This is a genomic window from Streptomyces sp. NPDC005494, from assembly GCF_042872025.1.
Lineage (GTDB): Bacteria > Actinomycetota > Actinomycetes > Streptomycetales > Streptomycetaceae > Streptomyces.
Genome location: NZ_JBIAJR010000002.1, coordinates 465,707 through 484,217, shown reverse-complemented (window position 1 = coordinate 484,217; position 18,511 = coordinate 465,707). Strand labels below are relative to the sequence as shown.

General features: G+C 70.1%; 17 protein-coding genes. 14 read left to right on the top strand and 3 right to left on the bottom strand.

Going from position 1 to position 18,511, the window contains the following annotated elements; genetic code table 11:
• Positions 1-79: 79 nt before the first annotated feature.
• Positions 80-1,399 carry an extracellular solute-binding protein gene (locus tag ACFYQ6_RS07940; protein ID WP_361572544.1) on the bottom strand — a complete coding sequence of 440 codons (1,320 nt, stop codon included), beginning with the start codon at positions 1,397-1,399 and terminating at the stop codon, positions 80-82.
• Between the two features lie 289 nt (positions 1,400-1,688).
• Between ACFYQ6_RS07940 and ACFYQ6_RS07935 the strand changes: the two genes are divergently transcribed.
• On the top strand, positions 1,689-2,699 hold the full coding sequence (locus ACFYQ6_RS07935; RefSeq protein ID WP_388761509.1) for a LacI family DNA-binding transcriptional regulator: 1,011 nt from the start codon (positions 1,689-1,691) through the stop codon (positions 2,697-2,699).
• Positions 2,700-2,771: 72 nt separating this feature from the next.
• The gene (locus tag ACFYQ6_RS07930; protein WP_388761506.1) at positions 2,772-3,809 is read left to right on the top strand and encodes a LacI family DNA-binding transcriptional regulator; all 1,038 of its coding nucleotides are present in this window, start codon (positions 2,772-2,774) and stop codon (positions 3,807-3,809) included.
• 10 nt (positions 3,810-3,819) lie between these two features.
• Here ACFYQ6_RS07930 and ACFYQ6_RS07925 read toward each other — a convergent pair whose 3' ends face one another.
• Both ACFYQ6_RS07925 and ACFYQ6_RS07920 read right to left on the bottom strand, forming a co-directional pair.
• Positions 3,820-5,067, bottom strand: coding sequence for an MFS transporter (locus tag ACFYQ6_RS07925; RefSeq protein WP_388761503.1), 1,248 nt, complete (start codon positions 5,065-5,067; stop codon positions 3,820-3,822).
• 223 nt (positions 5,068-5,290) lie between these two features.
• Positions 5,291-6,223, bottom strand: coding sequence for a LysR family transcriptional regulator (locus tag ACFYQ6_RS07920; protein WP_361572550.1), 933 nt, complete (start codon positions 6,221-6,223; stop codon positions 5,291-5,293).
• 128 nt (positions 6,224-6,351) lie between these two features.
• Here ACFYQ6_RS07920 and ACFYQ6_RS07915 point away from each other — a divergent pair, with 128 nt between their 5' ends.
• The 12 genes from ACFYQ6_RS07915 to ACFYQ6_RS07860 all read left to right on the top strand — a co-directional run bounded on the left by ACFYQ6_RS07915 (position 6,352) and on the right by ACFYQ6_RS07860 (position 18,411).
• Positions 6,352-7,350 carry a fumarylacetoacetate hydrolase family protein gene (locus ACFYQ6_RS07915; RefSeq protein WP_388761500.1) on the top strand — a complete coding sequence of 333 codons (999 nt, stop codon included), beginning with the start codon at positions 6,352-6,354 and terminating at the stop codon, positions 7,348-7,350.
• On the top strand, positions 7,347-8,309 hold the full coding sequence (locus tag ACFYQ6_RS07910; protein WP_388761497.1) for a cyclase family protein: 963 nt from the start codon (positions 7,347-7,349) through the stop codon (positions 8,307-8,309). The genes ACFYQ6_RS07915 and ACFYQ6_RS07910 overlap by 4 nt, the downstream gene beginning before the upstream one ends.
• Positions 8,310-8,333: 24 nt before the next feature.
• The gene (locus tag ACFYQ6_RS07905) at positions 8,334-9,464 is read left to right on the top strand and encodes an FAD-dependent oxidoreductase (RefSeq protein WP_361572556.1); all 1,131 of its coding nucleotides are present in this window, start codon (positions 8,334-8,336) and stop codon (positions 9,462-9,464) included.
• A complete protein-coding gene (locus tag ACFYQ6_RS07900; protein WP_388761494.1) occupies positions 9,461-10,516 on the top strand; it encodes an amidohydrolase family protein in 1,056 nt (351 codons plus the stop codon). Before ACFYQ6_RS07905 ends, ACFYQ6_RS07900 begins: the two co-directional genes overlap by 4 nt.
• Positions 10,517-10,529: 13 nt before the next feature.
• Complete coding sequence (locus ACFYQ6_RS07895; RefSeq protein WP_361572560.1) at positions 10,530-11,468, top strand: VOC family protein; 939 nt, start codon at positions 10,530-10,532, stop codon at positions 11,466-11,468.
• 293 nt (positions 11,469-11,761) lie between these two features.
• Positions 11,762-12,733: a fumarylacetoacetate hydrolase family protein gene (locus ACFYQ6_RS07890; RefSeq protein WP_361572562.1), complete on the top strand. Its 972-nt coding sequence runs from the start codon at positions 11,762-11,764 to the stop codon at positions 12,731-12,733.
• Positions 12,730-13,473: an SDR family oxidoreductase gene (locus tag ACFYQ6_RS07885; RefSeq protein WP_361572564.1), complete on the top strand. Its 744-nt coding sequence runs from the start codon at positions 12,730-12,732 to the stop codon at positions 13,471-13,473. The genes ACFYQ6_RS07890 and ACFYQ6_RS07885 overlap by 4 nt, the downstream gene beginning before the upstream one ends.
• 178 nt (positions 13,474-13,651) lie before the next feature.
• Positions 13,652-14,410, top strand: coding sequence for a CoA transferase subunit A (locus ACFYQ6_RS07880; RefSeq protein ID WP_361572566.1), 759 nt, complete (start codon positions 13,652-13,654; stop codon positions 14,408-14,410).
• Complete coding sequence (locus ACFYQ6_RS07875) at positions 14,410-15,060, top strand: CoA transferase subunit B (RefSeq protein WP_361572568.1); 651 nt, start codon at positions 14,410-14,412, stop codon at positions 15,058-15,060. The genes ACFYQ6_RS07880 and ACFYQ6_RS07875 overlap by 1 nt, the downstream gene beginning before the upstream one ends.
• A 170-nt stretch (positions 15,061-15,230) precedes the next feature.
• Entirely contained in the window at positions 15,231-16,445 is a 1,215-nt protein-coding gene (locus ACFYQ6_RS07870; RefSeq protein WP_361572570.1) for an FAD-dependent oxidoreductase, read from the top strand.
• Positions 16,446-16,468: 23 nt separating this feature from the next.
• Positions 16,469-17,509, top strand: coding sequence for a cupin domain-containing protein (locus tag ACFYQ6_RS07865; protein ID WP_361572572.1), 1,041 nt, complete (start codon positions 16,469-16,471; stop codon positions 17,507-17,509).
• A gap of 35 nt (positions 17,510-17,544) precedes the next feature.
• On the top strand, positions 17,545-18,411 hold the full coding sequence (locus ACFYQ6_RS07860; protein ID WP_388761489.1) for a fumarylacetoacetate hydrolase family protein: 867 nt from the start codon (positions 17,545-17,547) through the stop codon (positions 18,409-18,411).
• Positions 18,412-18,511: the final 100 nt, after the last annotated feature.

Sequence of the window (18,511 nt, the reverse complement as noted above, 5' to 3'; positions counted from 1 at the left end):
CGTTGAAGAAACTGCCGAACGGAACCGGGGGCGGCCCACGCACATGGCGCGAGGAGGCCGACGGGCCGCCCCCGGTTGATCACTGGGCGGCCAGCGCGTCCTGGACGGTCTGCATGAACTGCTCGGGCTTCATGCTCCCGGCCACCAGGCCGGCGGCGTTGGTCTGGCTCACGGTGGTGGCCTTGGTGCTGAACAGGGCCTCGAACCACAGGACGTTCTGCTTGGACGTGCTGATCGTGTCGCGGACCTGAGTGGTGACCTCGTTGGCGTCCTTCACCTCGGTGTTCACCTTGAAGCCGGAGATCGAGCCGTGGTCCTCGAGCGCGGTGCTGCCGTAGTTGTCGGCGATGCAGGACGCCCACGCGCCGGTCTTCTTGTCGAAGGACTTCGCGCCGAGGGTGATGCCGAGACCGACGTTGGAGGGGTACTGGTCGATGGAACCCTTGCCGCCGGCGACGGCGGGGAAGGGCATGAAGCCGACGTTCTCCGCACCCACCTTGTTCTGCTTCGCGTCGGAGACGTTGGCCAGCGCCCAGCTGCCCATGTAGAACATGGCGGCCTTGCCGTTGAGGAACTGGTTCATCGCGGTGTCGTAGTCGATCGAGCCGACGCCCTTGCCGAAGTACCCCTTCTCGCCCAGGGCTGCGACCTCTTCCGCCGCCTTCACGTACTCCGGGTCGGTGAGCTTCGCCTTGCCGTCGGCGACCTTCTGGAGGGCGTCGGGACCCAGGCTGCGGTAGAGGTAGGTGCTCACCAGGCGGGTGATGGGCCACCCCTGCTGACCGGAAGCGGAGAAGGGCTGGATGTTCTTGGCGTCCAGCTTCGCAGCGCCCGCCACCAGCTCGTCCCAGGTGCCCGGCACGGCTATGCCGTTCTCCTGGAAGAGCTTCTTGTTGTAGAAGATGCCCTCGATGTTGTACTCGTACGGCAGCACCTCGACCTTGCCGCCGTACAGCGCCTTGATCGTGGAGACGGCGGCAGGCTCCAACTGGTCGAGGACACCGAGGGCCTTGAGCTCCTTCTCCAGGTCGGCGACCTTGCCCGACTTCGCCAACTGCTGCGTCAGCGCAGGCGCGTTGCCCGCAGCGAACTGCACCGGCAGGGCGTCCTGGCCGGCCAGCAGCTGCAGCTTCTGGTCCAGGCTCGCCTGCGGGACGGTCTCCACCTTCAGTGGCAGCGCGTCGTTCGCCGACTTGCACGCCCCCTTGGACAGCGTGGTCAGGGCGGTCTTGACGGTGGTGTTCTCGGTGACGCTCAGGTAGCTGAACTCCTTGGGCGCGGCAGAGGATCCGGCGCCGCCGCCACCGCCGCAGGCGGTGGTGAGCAGTGCCAGTGAGGCGGTGCCGGCCGTGAACAGGCTCAGACGCGCACGACGGACGCGGGGCATGCGAAGGGACACGGAGGACTCCCAGAGGTCTGTGCGAGAGGGGCGAGGAACGGCGAGCGGCGCTGAGGAAGGCAGACGGTCCGACCGCGCAGAAGGCTGCGTGTAACGTTCTCCACCACGAAGTGAGCAACACCCTGCACCGCACCGATGGATCCGTCAAGACACGGAGCTGTAACGCCGGGACACTGGACGGTAGCCATGTCGTCATCCAGGCGTCATTATGTAGACCGTTACACCGACGCCTAGGAAATCCGGAGTGCTGACGATGGGTGGGCCCGCCGCACCGAAGCAGAACAAGCGTGTGACCATCACCGATGTCGCGCGGCACGCGGGCGTGTCCGTCGCCGCGGTGTCCAAGGTGTTGCGTAACGCCTACGGCGTGAGCCCGGCCATGCAGCAGCGTGTGCGGGCGAGCATCGCCGAGCTGGACTACCGCCCGCAGGCGGCGGCCCGCGGGATGCGGGGGCGGACGTACACGATCGGTGTGCTGCTGGACAACGTCCGCAACGCCTTCTTCGCGGACATCCTCGACGGCATCCAGGAGGAGCTCCGCACCAGCGAGTACACGGTGCTGATCGGGGCGGCCGGCTTCGAGCCGGACGAGCAGGCGAAGACGATCCGTTCGATGGTCGACCGGCAGATGGACGGCTTGATCCTCATCGCGCCGGGGACCTCGCGCGCCGAGGTGCTGGCGACGGCGACGGCCACACCGACCGTGGTCATCGGTCACCACGACAGCACCGACACCCACGACTCGGTGGTCGATGCCGACGACACGGGCGCCGAACTGGTGGTGGACCATCTCGTGGCGCTCGGGCACCGGGACATCGCCCTGGTCTCCGCCCCCGGCACCAAGGCCAACCAGTGGAAGCGCACACCTGAGGCCGTCCTGGCCGACGGCTACCGCGCGGCCATGGAACGGCACGGCCTCGCCGAGCACGTGCGCGTCCATCACGCCGCGTACTCCGACGAAGGCGGCTTCAAGGCCGGCATGACCCTGCTGACGGCCGACCGGCGGCCGACCGCCGTCATGGCCGGCGCCGACGTCGCGGCTCTGGGCATCTACCGGGCGGCCCACGAACTCGGTCTGCGCATCCCGGACGACCTCTCGCTCGCCGGTTACAACAACACCGCCCTCGCCGCGCTGGCTCCCGTACAGCTCACCAGCGTCGACCAGGCCGGGCAGACGATGGGTTCCTCCGCCGCCCGCATGCTGATCGAGCGCGTGGAGGGCCGGCGCGACAGGGCGATGCAGGCCTCCATGACACCGCGTCTGGTCGTCCGGGGCAGCACCGCCGCCCTGAGTGGCTAGCCCGCGGACGGGAGCGGGCCTGCCGCCCCCTGTCCGATGTGTCCTGGACCAAGGCTCGTACAGAGGATTCTGATGAACCAGGAGAGTTCCGCACGCCCCGGAGTGGGCATGAAGGACGTGGCGCGGGAGGCCGGCGTCTCTCTCGGCACCGTTTCCAACGTGCTCAACCGCCCGGAACTCGTGGCCGGACCCACGCGGGCCCGCGTGCTGGCAGCAATCGGCTCGTTGGGCTACGTGAGGACGGAAGGAGCCCGGCAGCTGCATGGATGGTCCGCCCGTGTCCTCGCAGTTCTCGTGCCGGATCTGGCCCACCCGTTCTTCACCGCCCTGGCCACGGGCGTGGAACAGGCCGCCCGCGAGGCCGACCTCGGTGTGATGGTCTGCACCGGCACCCGCGACGTCGCGGAGGAGGCGCGCCACCTCTCCCTGATCACCTCGCACCGCATCCGAGGTGCCGTGCTGACCTCCGGAGAGGCCGTCGGGCGCACAGCGGCTGCCTTCAGGCGGAATGCTGTTCCCTTCGTCGTCGCCGACCGGTGCGACCCCCAGCCCGGCGCCTGCTCCGTCGGCATCGACGACGTGGCGGGCGGGCACGCCGCGGTACGCCACCTGATCGACCAGGGACACCGCTCCATCGCTTATGTCAGCGGTCCGGACCTCCAGCAGGTACGGGACCGCCGCAGGGGAGCCGTGAGCGCGGTCACCCAGGCCGGACTCCAGCTCACAGCCCTCAGGGAACTCGCCTGTGCGGACCTCACCGTGGGCGCGGGCAAGGACGCCGGGCACCGCCTCCTCGGGCTCCCCCACCGCCCCACCGCCATCTTCTGCGCCGACGACCTGCTTGCCCTGGGCGTACTCCAGGCGCTGTACGAAGCCGGGCTGAAGGTGCCGGAGGACCTTGCGGTGGTCGGTTACGACGACATCGAGTTCGCCGCGTCCGCCGTCGTCCCGCTCACCTCGGTGCGACGGCCCGCCGTGGCGATGGGCCGGCAGGCCGGCCGCCTGCTCGTCGAGGAGACGGCCCGCGGCGCCGGCCACGACCACACCCACGTCGTACTGCAGCCGGAACTGGTCGTGCGCCGGTCGACCCTGGCCGTGCCGGCGCGGTGACCCGGATCGGTCAGGGCCGGCCAGGAGCATGGTGGTGCAGCTCCCGCCGCGGCGTACGGCGCGTGAAGGGCACCAGGACCGCCGAGACCAGCAGAGCGGCCAGTCCGAGGAGTCCGACTGCCGATGCCAGATCGCCCAGAACTTCCTTGCCCCCCAGGAGGACCAGTGGGCAGAAGAACTCCCCGAGGAAGAACGCCGCCGTCCACAGGCCCGTACCACGCCCTCGGTCGGCGAAGTCGAGCCGGGACATCGCCAGCGTCAGCAGCGAGGGAAGAAGCAGCCCCGTCCCCACGCAGTTCACGACGGCGCCCGCGATCAACAAGGGGAGGCTGTCGGCGGTCCCCATGACGAGGAAGCCGGCGCCGCACAACAAGAAGAGTGCCGGCAGTCGGCGTCGCGGCCGGTCGGTGAGCCGGGTGAAGACGATGGAGCCGACGACGGTGGCGGCGCTGGCGATCGCCGTGACCGCTCCGATGACGCCGGTGGAATCCACTCCCAGGTCGTCCAGGAGGTAGGACATCTCCACGGGGACGGCGTAGAAGACAACCGCGCCGAACACGGTCAGCAGGCAGAGGCCGGCCATGCGGCGTACGGGAAAGGGCCGCCGCTCGGCCTCGACGAACTCCTCCCCCGCGGCACGCTCGGCGCCGGGCGCCGGGGCCGGCAGTGCCCGGGCCATGACGGGGGCGAGCAGCAGACCCACCGCGTACAGCCAGAAGGGCGCACGCCAGCTGATCGCCCCGAGAGCCCCTCCGAACACGAAGAAGACGGTGGCGGACGCCGACGCGCACATCGTCTGCAGAGCGAGATAGCGGTCGCGGATCTTACCGGTGTAGTAGTCACCGATCAGGGTGGTGCAGCAGGTCATGATGGCGGCCTCCGCGATGCCCAGCAGCACACGGCTGACCACGATGCCGTGCAGGGAGTCCAGCCACAGCGGCACGGTGCCGAACAACGTGTACAGGATCGTCGCCACGACCAGCAGGCGTTTACGGCCGAGCCGGTCGACGATGACACCCGCGAACGGGGCGAGGAGAGCCAGTGACAGCGCCGGGACCGTCAGCACCAGGGGGACCAGCGCGGCGTTGCCCGGTACGTCCTCGAAGTGGTCCTGCATACGCGGCAGAACCGGAGCGAGCAGCACCGCGCCGAGGATGGGCAGACAGCTGCCGGCCATCAGCAGAGTTGCCGGCAGCCTGCCGGCGACGGCCGGGTGGTCATCGTGCTCACGGGCAGGCGGGTCAGCGGAAACCGGCATGGCGGCACTCCAGAATGCGAGAGGGGGAGGTCGCACCGAAAGGCGGGCGAGTCCGGTGGTCGGACATCGCCGCGCATGGGCGCGTGATGTGCCATGACTATGCGGTCCGGGCGCCGCACTGCCCACCCCCCACGCGATCCGAGTTTCGGATGACGTCGATCCACGCCGTGGATGGCGCGCTCACTTCCGGTCGCGTTTCACCGGTGGCCGCGGGGGCGCGCGCTCATCGGTCCGCGGTCGGCACCTCGGACACGTCGGCCATGCGCCTGCCTACGCGGGCAGTCGTTTCACGCAGCCAGATGTGTGCCGCGTCGTGGGTGTGCACCGGGTGCCACCACATCGCCTCCCGCAGCGGGACCGCTTCGTAGGGCGGCTCCACCACGTGCACGGCGGCGAGCGGTGCGAGGAGCCGGGCGAGGCGGGCCTGGATCAGGGCGATGCGCCGGGTGCCCGCCACCAGCAGCGGCAGCAGCTGGAAGCTGTCGACGGACACTTCGACGCGCGGCTCGATGCCGAGCATGCCGAGCTGGCGCACGGCGGGGGCGTCGTAGGTCCGCTGGTAGGTGACCCAGGGCAACCGCCCCAGATCGTTCCGGTTGAGCCGGTCGCCGATGCTCGGGTGGTCGTCCGCGACGAGGAAGACCCATCTGTCCTCGTAGAGGTCGGTGGCAGGGAAGTCGCTGATGACGCCGTGCGGCATGAGCAGACCGTCGGTGGTGCTCAGCAGGGTGCCCGTGTCGTCGACGACGGTGGGCGGGGTCTGGACGAAGCGCAGACGGATGCCGGGCGCCTCCGCGTGGACCACCCGGGCGAGCTCGGCACCGAACACGGCGACCGCGTAGTCGGACGCCACGAGTTTGAACTCGCGCTTCTCGCTGCCCGGGTCGAAGTCGGCCTGACTGGCGAAGAGGCGTTCCACCACTTCGTAGGCGGTGGAAGTGCGGTGCAGGAGTACCTGGCCGAGGGCGGTGAGTTCGTAGTGGCCGCCGACCCGTGCGAGCAGGTCGTCGCCGAAATGCCGGCGCAGGCGGGCCAGGGAAGCACTCATCGCGGGCTGGCTGAGCCCTACGCGCTCTCCGGCGCGGGTGACGTTGCGTTCCTCCAGCAGGGCACGCAGGGCGACGACGAGGTTGAGGTCGAGACGGGCCAGATTCACGAGATTTCCCCTTGCGGTAAGGCGCCGACCAGGCAGGAATAAACACGGTGGATGGCGGCCATCCACAGAATTGATTTCCCTGATCCCGGGTGCTGGGTCCAGATTAGTCACACCGCAATCAGGAGGACATGTTCGTGAAATCTGCATCCGCGTCCGCGCTGTTCGCCGGGCCGTTCGCTCTGGCCACGCTCTCGGCACCGGACGGACCGGCCTTCCCCGCGCTTGTCACGTCGGACGCCCAGGTGGTCGACCTGCGCATTGCCCTCGGTGAGGAGTCCTTGTCCGTCCGTGATCTCCTGGAGAGCTGGGACACGGCCGTGGAGCGGCTCACGGCGCTGGCCGGCGACACCGCTCAGGAGCGCAGGCCGCTGGCGGACTTCCGCGTGCACGCCCCAGTCGAGCCCCGCCAGGTGTTCCAGTCGGGCGCCAACTACCGGCAGCACGTCATCGACCTGCATGTAGCCCACCGGGACCCGGCCGACGACCGCCCCGACGAGGAGCGCCGCGCCGAGGCCGCAGAGATCATGGACCGCCGGGCGACCGAGGACCTGCCGTACGTCTTCATCGGCCTGCCGAGCGCGATCACCGGGCCGTACGACGACGTCGTACTCCCCGCATGGGCCGCGAAGCCCGACTGGGAGCTGGAGCTGGTGGCCGTCATCGGCCGTCCGGCCCACCAGGTGTCCGTGGAGGAGGCTCTCGGCCACGTCGCCGGTTACACGATCGCCAACGACCTGACCGACCGTGCCACCGTCTTCCGGCGGGACATGCCGCAGATCGGTACGGACTGGCTGCGCAGCAAGAACGCGCCCGGTTTCACCCCGCTCGGCCCGTGGATCGTGCCCGCCGAGTCGATCGCGAACCCTGACGACCTGCGCCTCGTGCTGAAGCTGAACGGCGAGACCATGCAGGACGAGTCCACCGAGGACATGATCTTCGACGTCGCGCGCATGGTGTCCTACGCCTCGCAGACGGCCCAGCTTCTGCCCGGTGACCTGGTGCTGACCGGCTCCCCGGCCGGCAACGGCATGCACTGGGGGCGGCTGCTGCGCGACGGCGACGTCATGGACGGCTCCATCACCGGCCTCGGCGCTCAGCGCACCCGCTGTGTCGCGGAGACGTCATGAGCCTGGACCGCACCGATCCCGAGGGCTCGATCGCCGAGGCTGTGAAGGCGTACTCCAACTGGGGACGTTGGGGTGAGGACGACGTGCTCGGCACCCTGAACTTCCTGGACGAGGCGAAGCGGCGGGAGGCCGCCGCACTCATCCGCCGGGGTGCCAGTTTCTCGCTCGCCCAGAGCTTCGACATGAACGGCCCGCAGAAGGGCTGGCGTCGTCGCACCAATCCGGTGCACACCATGCTCGACACCGGCACCGACGCGGCACTCGGCCTGCAGGGCTTCCCGCACGGCCTCGGCGGTGCCGACGACGTCATCGCGATGCCGTTGCAGTGTTCGACCCAATGGGACGGGCTCGGCCACATCTTCGACCACGGCAAGACGTGGAACGGCAGGGACGCGGCGAAGACCGTCACCTCCGAAGGCGACCTGGTCACCGGCATCGAGCACATGGCCCCGCACGTCGCCGGGCGCGGTGTGCTCCTGGACGTCGGCCGGACGATCGGCGAGGACGGAGAGCTGCCCGACGGCTTCGCGATCACCGAGGAACACCTGACGGCGACCGCCGAGGCCCAGGGCGTGAGCGTCGGCCGCGGCGACATCGTCCTGGTGCGTACCGGCCAGCTGGCCCGCGCCCGCCGCGACGGCTGGGGCGACTACGCGGGCGGCCCGGCCCCTGGTCTGTCCTTCACCAGCGCCGGCTGGCTGCACGGCACCGAGATCGCCGCGATCGCGACCGACACCTGGGGCTTCGAGGTGCGGCCCAACGAGTTCGACGTCGCCTTCCAGCCCCTGCATCAGGTCGCCATCCCCAACATCGGCCTGCTCATCGGGGAGATGTGGGACTTGGACGCCCTCGCCGAGGACTGTGCGGCTGACGGCGTGTACGCGTTCTGGCTCACCGCCGCGCCCCTGCCCATCACCGGCGCAGTCGGCTCCCCCATCAACCCGATCGCCGTCAAGTAGTCCCAGGAACAAGGGAGTTCCCCCATGAATGAAGCTCGTACGGTCCTGGTGATCGGTGGCGGTGCGGCCGGAAACGCCGCGACCCTCCTGCTGCGTCGCGCCGGTGTCGACGTGCACCTCATCGAGGCCAAGGACGACTGGAACGCCACCGCCGGCTCCGGCATCACCCTCCAGGGCAACGCCCTGCGCGTGCTGCGCGAGCTGGGCGTGTGGGAGCAGGTCGAGGCTTCCGGCTTCGGCTTCGGGTCGGTCGGCATCACCGCCCCTGACGGGACCGTCCTGCACGCGCAGGACGACATCCGCAGCGGTGGCGACGACCTCCCCGCCACCGTCGGCATGCAGCGGCCGCAGCTCCAGCGCATCCTGATCGAGGCCGTGCGCGCCAGCGGCGCCTCCGTCCGCCTGGGGGTCACCGCGGAGATCGTGGACCAGGACGCCGACGGCGTCTCGGTCCGCTTCAGCGACGGCTCCGAGGGCCGCTACGACCTGGTGATCGCCGCCGACGGCCTCGGCTCCACGACGCGGGCCGCCATCGGCATCACGGCGAAGCCCGAGCCGACCGGCATGGCCATCTGGCGCGTCGCCGCCCCCCGCCCGACGGGCGTGGAGCGCACCGACCTCGCCTACGGGGGCCCGGCCTTCATCGCCGGTTACTGCCCCACGAGCGACAGCACGCTCTACGCGTACGTCGTCGAGGCCAACCGCGACCGCGCCACGATCCCGGCCGAATCGTACGCCGACGAGATGCGGCGCCTGGCCTCCGCCTACGGCGGCAACTGGCCGGAGATCACCGAGCACATCACCGACCCCGCGCAGGTCAACTACACCTGGTTCGACCGCATGCTGGTCGAGGGTTCCTGGCACCGCGGCCGCGTGGTCCTCGTCGGCGACGCCGCCCACTGCTGCCCGCCCACCCTCGCGCAGGGCGCCGCTCTGTCCCTGGAGGACGCCTGGGTGCTGACGCAGATGCTGACCGGCTCCGACACCTGGGACGACGCCCTGTTCCAGGCGTACTACGAGCGGCGGATCGCACGGGTCCGGCCGGTGGTGGAAGCGTCCGTACAGATCGGGCAGTGGCAGCTCGACGGCGTACGTGACGCCGATGTCCCGGGTCTGATGGGCCGCACCATGACGATGCTCCGGGAGCTGCCGTGACTTCTCGCCCCTCGCCCGGCCACCGCTCCTCGTCGAGCGTTCCCGCGCGCCTCTCCCCCACCGTGGACGTACACGCCCACGTCCTGCTGCCCGAGGTCGAGGCCCTCGTGGCCGGACTGCCCGGCCACGCCGCGGCAAAGGCTCTGGACGCCCGGCGCAACGGCGCCGAGGCTCTCGCGGTGAGCGGGCCCATGGTGGGCGAGCGCATCCCGAAGCTGACCGACGTCGCCGTGCGCCTCGCGGCGATGGACCAGCAGGGCGTCGACATCCAGCTGGTCAGCCCGTCCCCCTCGCACTACCACTACTGGGCCGGCGAGGAGACGGCCGAGGAGGTGTACCGGCTGGCCAACGAGGCCACCGCAGCGCACTGCGCGGCGGCCCCGAAGCGGCTGCGCGGGCTCGGGCTCGTACCGCTCCAGCACCCGGACATGGCGGTCGACGCCCTCGACGACGCCCTGGGGCACGGTCTCCTGGGTGTGGAGATCTCCAGCCACGCACCGGGTCGGGAGCTGTCCGACCCCGCGTACGAAGCCCTGTGGGCCCGGGCGGAGGAGAGCGGCGCGGTGCTCTTCCTGCATCCCTTCGGATGCACGCTCGACGAGCGCCTCGACCGCTGGTACCTGTCCAACACGGTCGGGCAGCCCACCGAGAACGCCGTCGCCCTCTCCCACCTCATCTTCTCGGGGGTACTCGACCGCCACCCCGGCCTGAAGCTGATCGCCGCACACGGCGGCGGCTACCTCCCCACCCACATCGGCCGCTCCGACCACGCCTGGACCGCGCGCTCGGACGCCGGTGCCGGCTGCTCCCACCTGCCCAGCAGCTATCTCAAGCGGCTCTACTTCGACTCACTCGTCCATGATCCGCACGTCCTGCGCGAACTGATCCGGGCCGCCGGCCCCGACCGCGTCCTGCTCGGTTCCGACTTCCCCTTCGACATGGGCGCCGACGACCCCGTCGCCGCCCTGCGCGCGGCCCGGCTGTCCGAGGCCGATCTCGAAGCCGTACGCGGCCGGAACGCCTCAACCCTGCTCGATCTCACCCTTGCCTGAGGAGGAACCCACCATGAGCGCACGCCTGCTCACCCACCTGCGCCACGTCGACCTGGCGGTGCCGGACTACGACAAGCAGCTCGACTTCTACGCCGGTGTCTGGGGCCTCACCAAGGTCTCCGAGGACTCCGGGATCTCCTTCCTGGCCGCCGAGGGTTCCCCCGAGCAGTACGTCGTACGGCTGCGCAAGGCCGAGGAGAAGCGCCTCGACCTCGTCTCCTACGGCGCGGCGGACCCGGCCGGCGTGGACACCCTCGCCGAGCGGCTCCTGGCCGGCGGAGTCCAGCTGATCTCGCGGCCCGGCGCCGTGGACACCCCGGGCGGCGGATACGGCTTCCGCTTCTTCGACGTCGACGGCCGCACCATCGAGGTCTCCGCCGATGTCGAGGTCCGGCAGCACCGGAAGATCGAGGAGAAGGAGGCCATCCCGGTCAAGCTCTCCCACGTCGTCCTCAACTCCCCCGACCTGAACCGCACCAGGGAGTGGTACGAGCGCCACCTCGGCTTCGCCCTCTCCGACACGCTCAGCTCCCCGCACATGGGTGAGGTCATGCACTTCATGCGGATCAGCAACCAGCACCACTCCATGGCCATCGCGCAGGGCCCGCACACCGCGTTGCACCACGTCTCCTTCGAGATGCGTGGCATCGACGAGTACATGCGCGGCTCCGGCCGCGTCATGCGGGCAGGCTTCCGCAAGATCTGGGGCCCCGGGCGGCACATGGCGGGCGACAACACGTTCACCTACTTCCTCGACCCGCACGGCAACACCGTCGAGTACACGACCGAGCTGGAGAATCTCGACGAGGACACCTGGCACCCCCACGTCTACGACTTCTCCAAGCCCGAGGTCACCGACCAGTGGGGCACCGCCAACGCGATGAACGAACTCATCGCCAAGGAGTCCTTCAACGACCCCGACCGCGGCGTGTTCATCGCCCCGCCCGTCTGACCAGCTCGCGTCCCCCGGTGGTTCGGCAGCGTGCGGTCTTCCGCCCCACGCTGCCGCCCCCCGGTCCGACGCCGCGCACTCTCGCTGGTGCTCTGCTTCCCCCACGGCGACCGGAGGGCCGCACCATGTGGCCCGCCTCGCCCTCCGGTTCGGCACCGCTCGCCGGGACAGCCGCCGTCCGAGCGGATGCACGTGCTTCCGCTCGGGCGGCGGGCCGCTGAGGCCGCGTCACCGTGGGCCACGACCTCATGCGCATTCCTCTCGACTGACCCCTCCCCACCAGGAGCCGTACCATGCGTTTCGCCGCTTACGAGCATCAGCACCGCCACCGCGTAGCCGTCGTCGAGGAGGACGGCACGCTCTGTCCTCTGCCGGGCGTCTCCTCGCTCACCACGCTTCTGGCGGAGACCGACGGTCTGCCGGGTCTCCTCGCCGCTGGTGCCGCGGCACTCGATGTGCCGCCGGGGCCCCATGTGTCCCAAGTGCGCTTGCTTCCCCCTTTTCAACCCTCCTCCATACGCGACTTCGTCACGTTCGAGGAACACGTCGAAGGCGTACGCCGATCCGTCGACGGAGTAGCGGGCGTGCCCGAGCAGTGGTACGCGGCGCCGACCTTCTACTTCACCAACCCGCACGCGGTCTACGGACCTGATCAGGGCGTGCCTGTACCGCCCGGGTCGAGCGTCCTGGATTTCGAACTCGAGGTGGGCGCTGTCATCGGCCGTGAGGGCCGCGACCTCACCCCGGAACGGGCCCGTGACCACATCGTCGGCTACACCGTCTTCAACGACTGGTCCGCCCGCGATCTCCAGTCGGCGGAGATGAAGGTGGGGCTCGGCCCTTGCAAGGGCAAGGACACCGCGACCACCCTCGGCCCCTACCTGGTCACCGCGGACGAACTGGAGCCCTACCGCGACTCCGAAGGTTTCCTGCGGCTGGCCCTCACCGCCACGGTCAACGGGGAGACCGTCGGCGAGGACCTCCTGTCCAACATGAGCTGGACCTTCGAGGAGATGACCGCCTACGCCTCTCGCGGCACCCGGGTCGTCCCCGGTGACGTGCTCGGCTCCGGCACCTGCGGCAACGGGGGCTGCCTCGCCGAGCTCTGGGGCCGACGGGGTGAGCAGACCCCTCCGCCCCTTCGGCCCGGTGACACCGTCAGCCTGACCGTCGAGGGCGTGGGCACCCTCACCAACACCGTGGTGCCCGGTGCTGATCCCCTTCCCCTGCCGGCCGGCCGGCGCCGGGACCGGGAGCGGCCGTGACCCTCCCGCGCCCCACGGGACTGCGCGGCAAGGTGGTGGTCGTCACCGGCGCGGCCCGCGGTCAGGGCGCCGCCGAAGCCGCCGCCCTCGCGCACGAGGGCGCCCACGTCATCGCCACCGATGTCGAGCCGGTGGGCGGGTGCCGCAGGCTGGACGTCACCAGCGAGCACGAGTGGGACGAACTCGCCGCCGAACTGCGGGAGACGTACGGGCAGGTGCACGGCCTGGTCAACAACGCCGGCATCACCTGGCGCGCCCGCGTCGGCGACGTGCGCCCCGAGGACATGGCGCGCGTCCACGCGGTCAACGTGACCGGCCCTCTCCTCGGCATCCAGCACCTCATGCCCCTGATGCCCCCGGGCTCCTCCATCGTGAACGTCGGCTCCTCCGCGGCCCTCACCGCCCATTACCCGGTCGCGTACACGACCAGTAAGTGGGCGCTGCGGGGCCTGTCGAGGACGGCTGCGCTGGAGCTCGGCCCCCGCGGCATCCGGGTCAACACGGTGCACCCCGGCTACATCGAGACCGAGATGACCGCCTCCGCCGCCCCGGCCTTCCGCGAGGCCAACATCCGTGAGACCCCGCTGGGGCGCACCGGAGGCGTCGACGAGGTGGCTCCGCTCGTGGTGTTCCTGATGTCCGACCAGGCGTCGTTCATCACGGGAGCCGAGATACCCGTCGACGGAGGCCTCACCGCGCACGGCGGCGTCAAGTCCGTATCCGACGCCCTGCGTCCCTAGGGCCTCTCGTTCGGATCATGCCGGGCTCGCTAGACGACGGGTGGCTCCGATCCCCGTCGGCTCGGCGGCCGGGCTGAGCGCCTCCCTCACGCACCGGCGCACGGGCGTCGGCCTCCGTCGGCGACGGTGGCTCGTCCACGGTCCCGCCCGGTGCCCTCACACACAAGGAATCACGCACGTGAACAAAATCAGCGGCAGTGCCGCCGAGGCGGTTGCCGACATCCCTGACGGCGCCTCACTCGCCGTCGGCGGATTCGGACTCTCCGGAATTCCGGACGTCCTCATCAACGCCCTGTACGACCAGGGGGCAACCGGACTGGAGGTCGTCTCCAACAACTGTGGCGTGGACGGCCGCGGCCTGGGCGTCCTGCTTGCCGCGGGGCGCATCGCCCGGGTCACCGGCTCCTATGTGGGCGAGAACAAGGAGTTCGCCCGGCAGTACCTCGGTGGAGAGCTCGAGGTGGAGCTGACCCCGCAGGGCACGCTCGCCGAGCGTCTGCGGGCGGGCGGCGCGGGCATTCCCGCCTTCTACACGGCAGCCGGCGTCGGCACCCAGGTGGCTGAGGGCGGCCTGCCCTGGCGCTACGCACCGGGGGGAGGCTCGGTCGCCGTAGCCTCACCGCCCAAGGAGATCCGGGACTTCTCGGGGCGGCCGTACCTCCTGGAGCACGGCATCACCACGGACTTCGCCCTCGTCCGGGCCTGGCGTGGCGACCGGCACGGCAACCTCGTCTTCCGCCGGGCCGCCGCGAACTTCAACCCGCTCGCCGCCACGGCCGGCCGCGTCACCATCGCGGAAGTCGAGGAACTGGTCGAACCCGGCGAGCTGGAACCCGACGAGGTCCACCTGCCCGGCATCTATGTGCAGAGACTCGTGGAACTCACCCCCGGCCAAGCCGCTGACAAACCTGTCGAGAAGAGGACGGTGCGCATCTGATGCCCTGGACCCGTGAACAGATGGCCTCCCGCGCAGCCGAGGAGCTCGCTGACGGCTCCTACGTCAACCTGGGCATCGGCCTCCCCACCCTCATACCCGGCTACCTCCCGCCCGGGGTCGACGTCGTGCTGCACTCCGAGAACGGCATCCTCGGCACCGGCCCCTACCCCACCGAGGACGAGGTCGACCCGGATCTCATCAACGCCGGGAAGGAGACGGTCACCGTCCTGCCCGGTGCCTCCTTCTTCGACTCCGCACTCTCCTTCGGCATGATCCGGGGCGGCCACATCGACACCGCCGTTCTCGGCGCCATGCAGGTGTCGGCCCACGGCGACCTCGCCAACTGGATGATCCCCGGCAAGATGGTCAAGGGCATGGGCGGCGCGATGGACCTGGTCCACGGCGCCCGCCGTGTCGTCGTGCTCATGGAACACACCGCCAAGGACGGCAGCCCCAAGATCGTGCGGGAGTGCACCCTGCCCCTCACCGGACGGCAATGCGTGCACCGCGTCATCACTGATCTCGGTGTGCTGGATGTGACCGCCCGCGGCCTCGCCCTCGTCGAAACGGCCCCGGGCGTCACCTTCGCGGACATCATCGCGTACACCGACGCGCCCGTGCACGCGGACAGCCGCACGGCCGCATGCTGAGCCCACGCCCCTGAGCCGCACCCCCTGCTGACCTTTCTCAGCGAAACCGTTGACACCGGGGTAACACCCTCGCAATATGATCCGTACACCAATGATTGATGTACGGATCATTTCGGGCGCCTCTCGTCGCCTTCCATCGGTGTCCTCCACTCCCCTGCCAAGGAGGTCATATGTCCGCGACCCCTGTTCCACTCCGCATCGCCGTGGTCGGCGGTGGCATCGGCGGTCTGGCCGCAGCGCTGTCCGCCGCCCGCGCCGGTCACCACGTGACCCTGGTCGAACGCGCTGACCGGTTCGGGGAGATCGGAGCCGGCCTGCAACTCGCCCCGAACGCTTCTCGCGCCCTCGAAGAACTGGGGGTGCTCAAGGCGGTCCAGCGCACTGCGGTCGCCCCGCCCCGGCTCGTGATGATGGACGCCCTCAGCGGAGATCAGGTCACCTCTCTCGATCTCCGCAGCCCGGCGTACACCGAGCGCTTCAGCCACCCCTACCTGGTCACGCACCGCACGGACCTGCATGCCGCGCTCCTCGCCGCCTGTCAGGAACACCCGGCCATCACGTTGCGCACCGGGCACACCGTCACGCACGCCGAACAGGACGCCTCCGCGGTGCGCCTGCGTTTCGCCGAGACGGCGACGGAACTGACGGCCGACGCGGTCGTGGCGGCGGACGGTCTGCACTCGCGGCTGCGCCAGGCCCTGGTCGGTGACGGCGAGCCTGTCTGCTCGCGCTACGTGGCGTTCCGCGGAGCCCTGCCCGCAGACAGGATGACCGGCCGGATGTCACAACACGCCGCTACGGACGCGGTGATGGTCTGGGCCGGACCGCGCATGCACCTGGTGCAGTACCCGGTACGGCGCGGCGAGCTCTACAACCAGGTCGCGGTGTTCGAGAGCGACCACTACACACCGGACTCCGACGCCTGGGGCACCGAGGCCGAGCTCGAGGAACGCTTCGCGGGAACCTGCCAGGCCGTGCGTGACGCCCTGCCCCTGATAGCGCGGGACCGCCGATGGCCCCTGTTCGACCGTCTCCCCATCGACAACTGGGTCCACGGCCGGATCGCACTGCTCGGTGACGCCGCGCACCCGATGCTGCAGTACCTGGCCCAAGGCGCCTGCCAGGCGCTGGAGGACGCGGTCGCCCTCGGAGGGGCTCTCGGCCGGTTCACCGACCCTGCCGACGCCTTCGCGGCGTACGCCGATCAGCGCCGTGAGCGCGCGGCCCTGATCCAGACCAACGCCCGCCGCTTCGGCGAGATCTGCCACCTGGAGGGCATGGGGGCCACCCTGCGCAACCAGCTCTTCGCGTCACGCAGGCCCGAGGACTTCGACGACGTCTCCTGGGTGTGGACGCCGTCCCCGGCCACCGTCCCCATCCCGTGATCCGGCAACCGCAGGAGGACACCATGACGACCGACGAACTCGCCTACGAGGCCCTGCCGGGCCTGGGCGCTGCTCCGCTCTGGCGCTTCTACGGGAACCTGTTCCCCGCTCAGCCGAAGAGCCGCGCGGTTCCCTACCGCTGGAGCTGGCAGGAACTGCGGCCCCTCCTGCTGCACTTCTCCCGGACCCTCTCGCTGGAGGAGGCAGAACGCCGGGTCCTCATGCTCGTCAACCCCGGACTGACCGATCCCCCGGCCACCGTCAACACGCTCTACGCCGGACTGCAGGTCATCCTGCCCGGCGAGACCGCGCAGGCCCACCGGCACACCTCCAACGCCTTCCGCTACATCCTGGAGGGCAGCGGCGCGTGGACGACGGTCGAAGGGGAGCGCGTCTTCATGTCCCCCGGCGATCTGCTGCTCACCCCGGGATGGCACTGGCACGACCACACCCACGAGGGCGACGCGCCCATGATCTGGCTCGACGCACTCGACTACCCCCTGGTCAACGCCCTGGAAGCCGGCTTCTACGAGAAGTTCCACCAGCGCCTCCAGCCCGTCACCCGAGCCGACGACGCGGGGAGCAGGCAGTTCCTCCACGGCAGGCTCAATCCCGTCTGGCTCTCGCAGGACGGGCCCCACTCCCCCGTCACCCGTTACACCTGGCAGGAGACCCAGCGGTCGCTGGAGGGCATCGCCGACACGGCCGAGGGAAGCGACGTCGACGGAATCGTCCTGGAGTACACCAACCCGTGGACGGGCGGCCCGGTCATGCCCACCATCGGCTGCCGCGTCCAGCGTCTGCGCCCCGGGTTCCAGGGAGCGGGCCGTCGGCACACGGCCTCCACCGTCTTCAACGTCGTCCGCGGTGAAGGCGCCACGATCGTGGACGGCGTACGACTGGAGTGGGCCGAGCACGACACCTTCGCCGTGCCCGGCTGGGCCTCCTACCGTCATCTGAACGCCTCCGCCTCCGCCGACGCGGTCCTGTTCTCGTACAGCGACGAGCCTGTCATGCGCTCCCTCGGCCTCTACCGCACCGAAGACGCCGACCCCGGCGCCTGATCTCCCCCACCCGACACTCAGCAAGGAGGCCACGCATGCGTCTGGCCCTGTTCAACAAGGGACGCCTCGGAATCGTCGACGGCGACGACCTCGTCGACGTCACCGAACAACTCACGGGAACGGGCGGCCCGAGTGCGGCCGGTGCGCTGCACCAGCACATCGAGGCCGTTGCCCGCGGCGGAGCGGTACAGGTCGACCTCGCCGGCCGCGCACGTGTTCCGCTCGACGAGGCAGTCCTCGAAGCACCCCTGCCCCGGCCTGGAAAGGTCGTCGGCGCGCCGGTCAACTACCTCGACCACAAGGCCGAGATGTCGTACACCACCTCGGTCGCCGACCTCGGCGTCTTCCTCAAGGCCAACTCCTCCGTCATCGGTCCGGGCCAGGACATCGTCCTGCCCTACACCGACAAGCGCACCGACCAGGAAGGTGAACTGGGCGTCGTCATCGGACGCACCGCCAGCCATGTCGCCGTGAGCGACGCGCTGGACCACGTCTTCGGATACACCTGCGTGCTGGACATCACCGTGCGGTCCGGCGAGGACCGCTCCACACGCAAGTCGTTCGACACGTTCACGCCGATCGGGCCCTGGATCGTCACCGCGGACGAGATCCCGGACCCCAACTCCCTCGACCTGCGCTGCGATGTCGGTGGCGCCACCCGGCAGCGCACCAACACGGCCGATCTGATCTTCGGGGTCGCGGAGCTGATCGCCTACACCTCGTCCGTCATGACACTCCACCCCGGCGACGTGATCGCGACAGGCACGCCCGCTGGGGTGGGGCCCCTCAGCCACGGGGACCGCGTCGTCCTGGAGATCGACCGGGTCGGCCGTCTCGAAGTGGGTGTCGACGGCTCCCGGGCCACCCCGTACGAGCAGCGCCCCGGACGCCGGGACCGCTGACGGAAGGTCGCGCGAAGGGTGGTGCCGCGCACTTCTAGACTCCATCCAGACCGGCTGTCTCCCGGCCGGCACCACCTGGACGACGAACGGAGGGAGCACC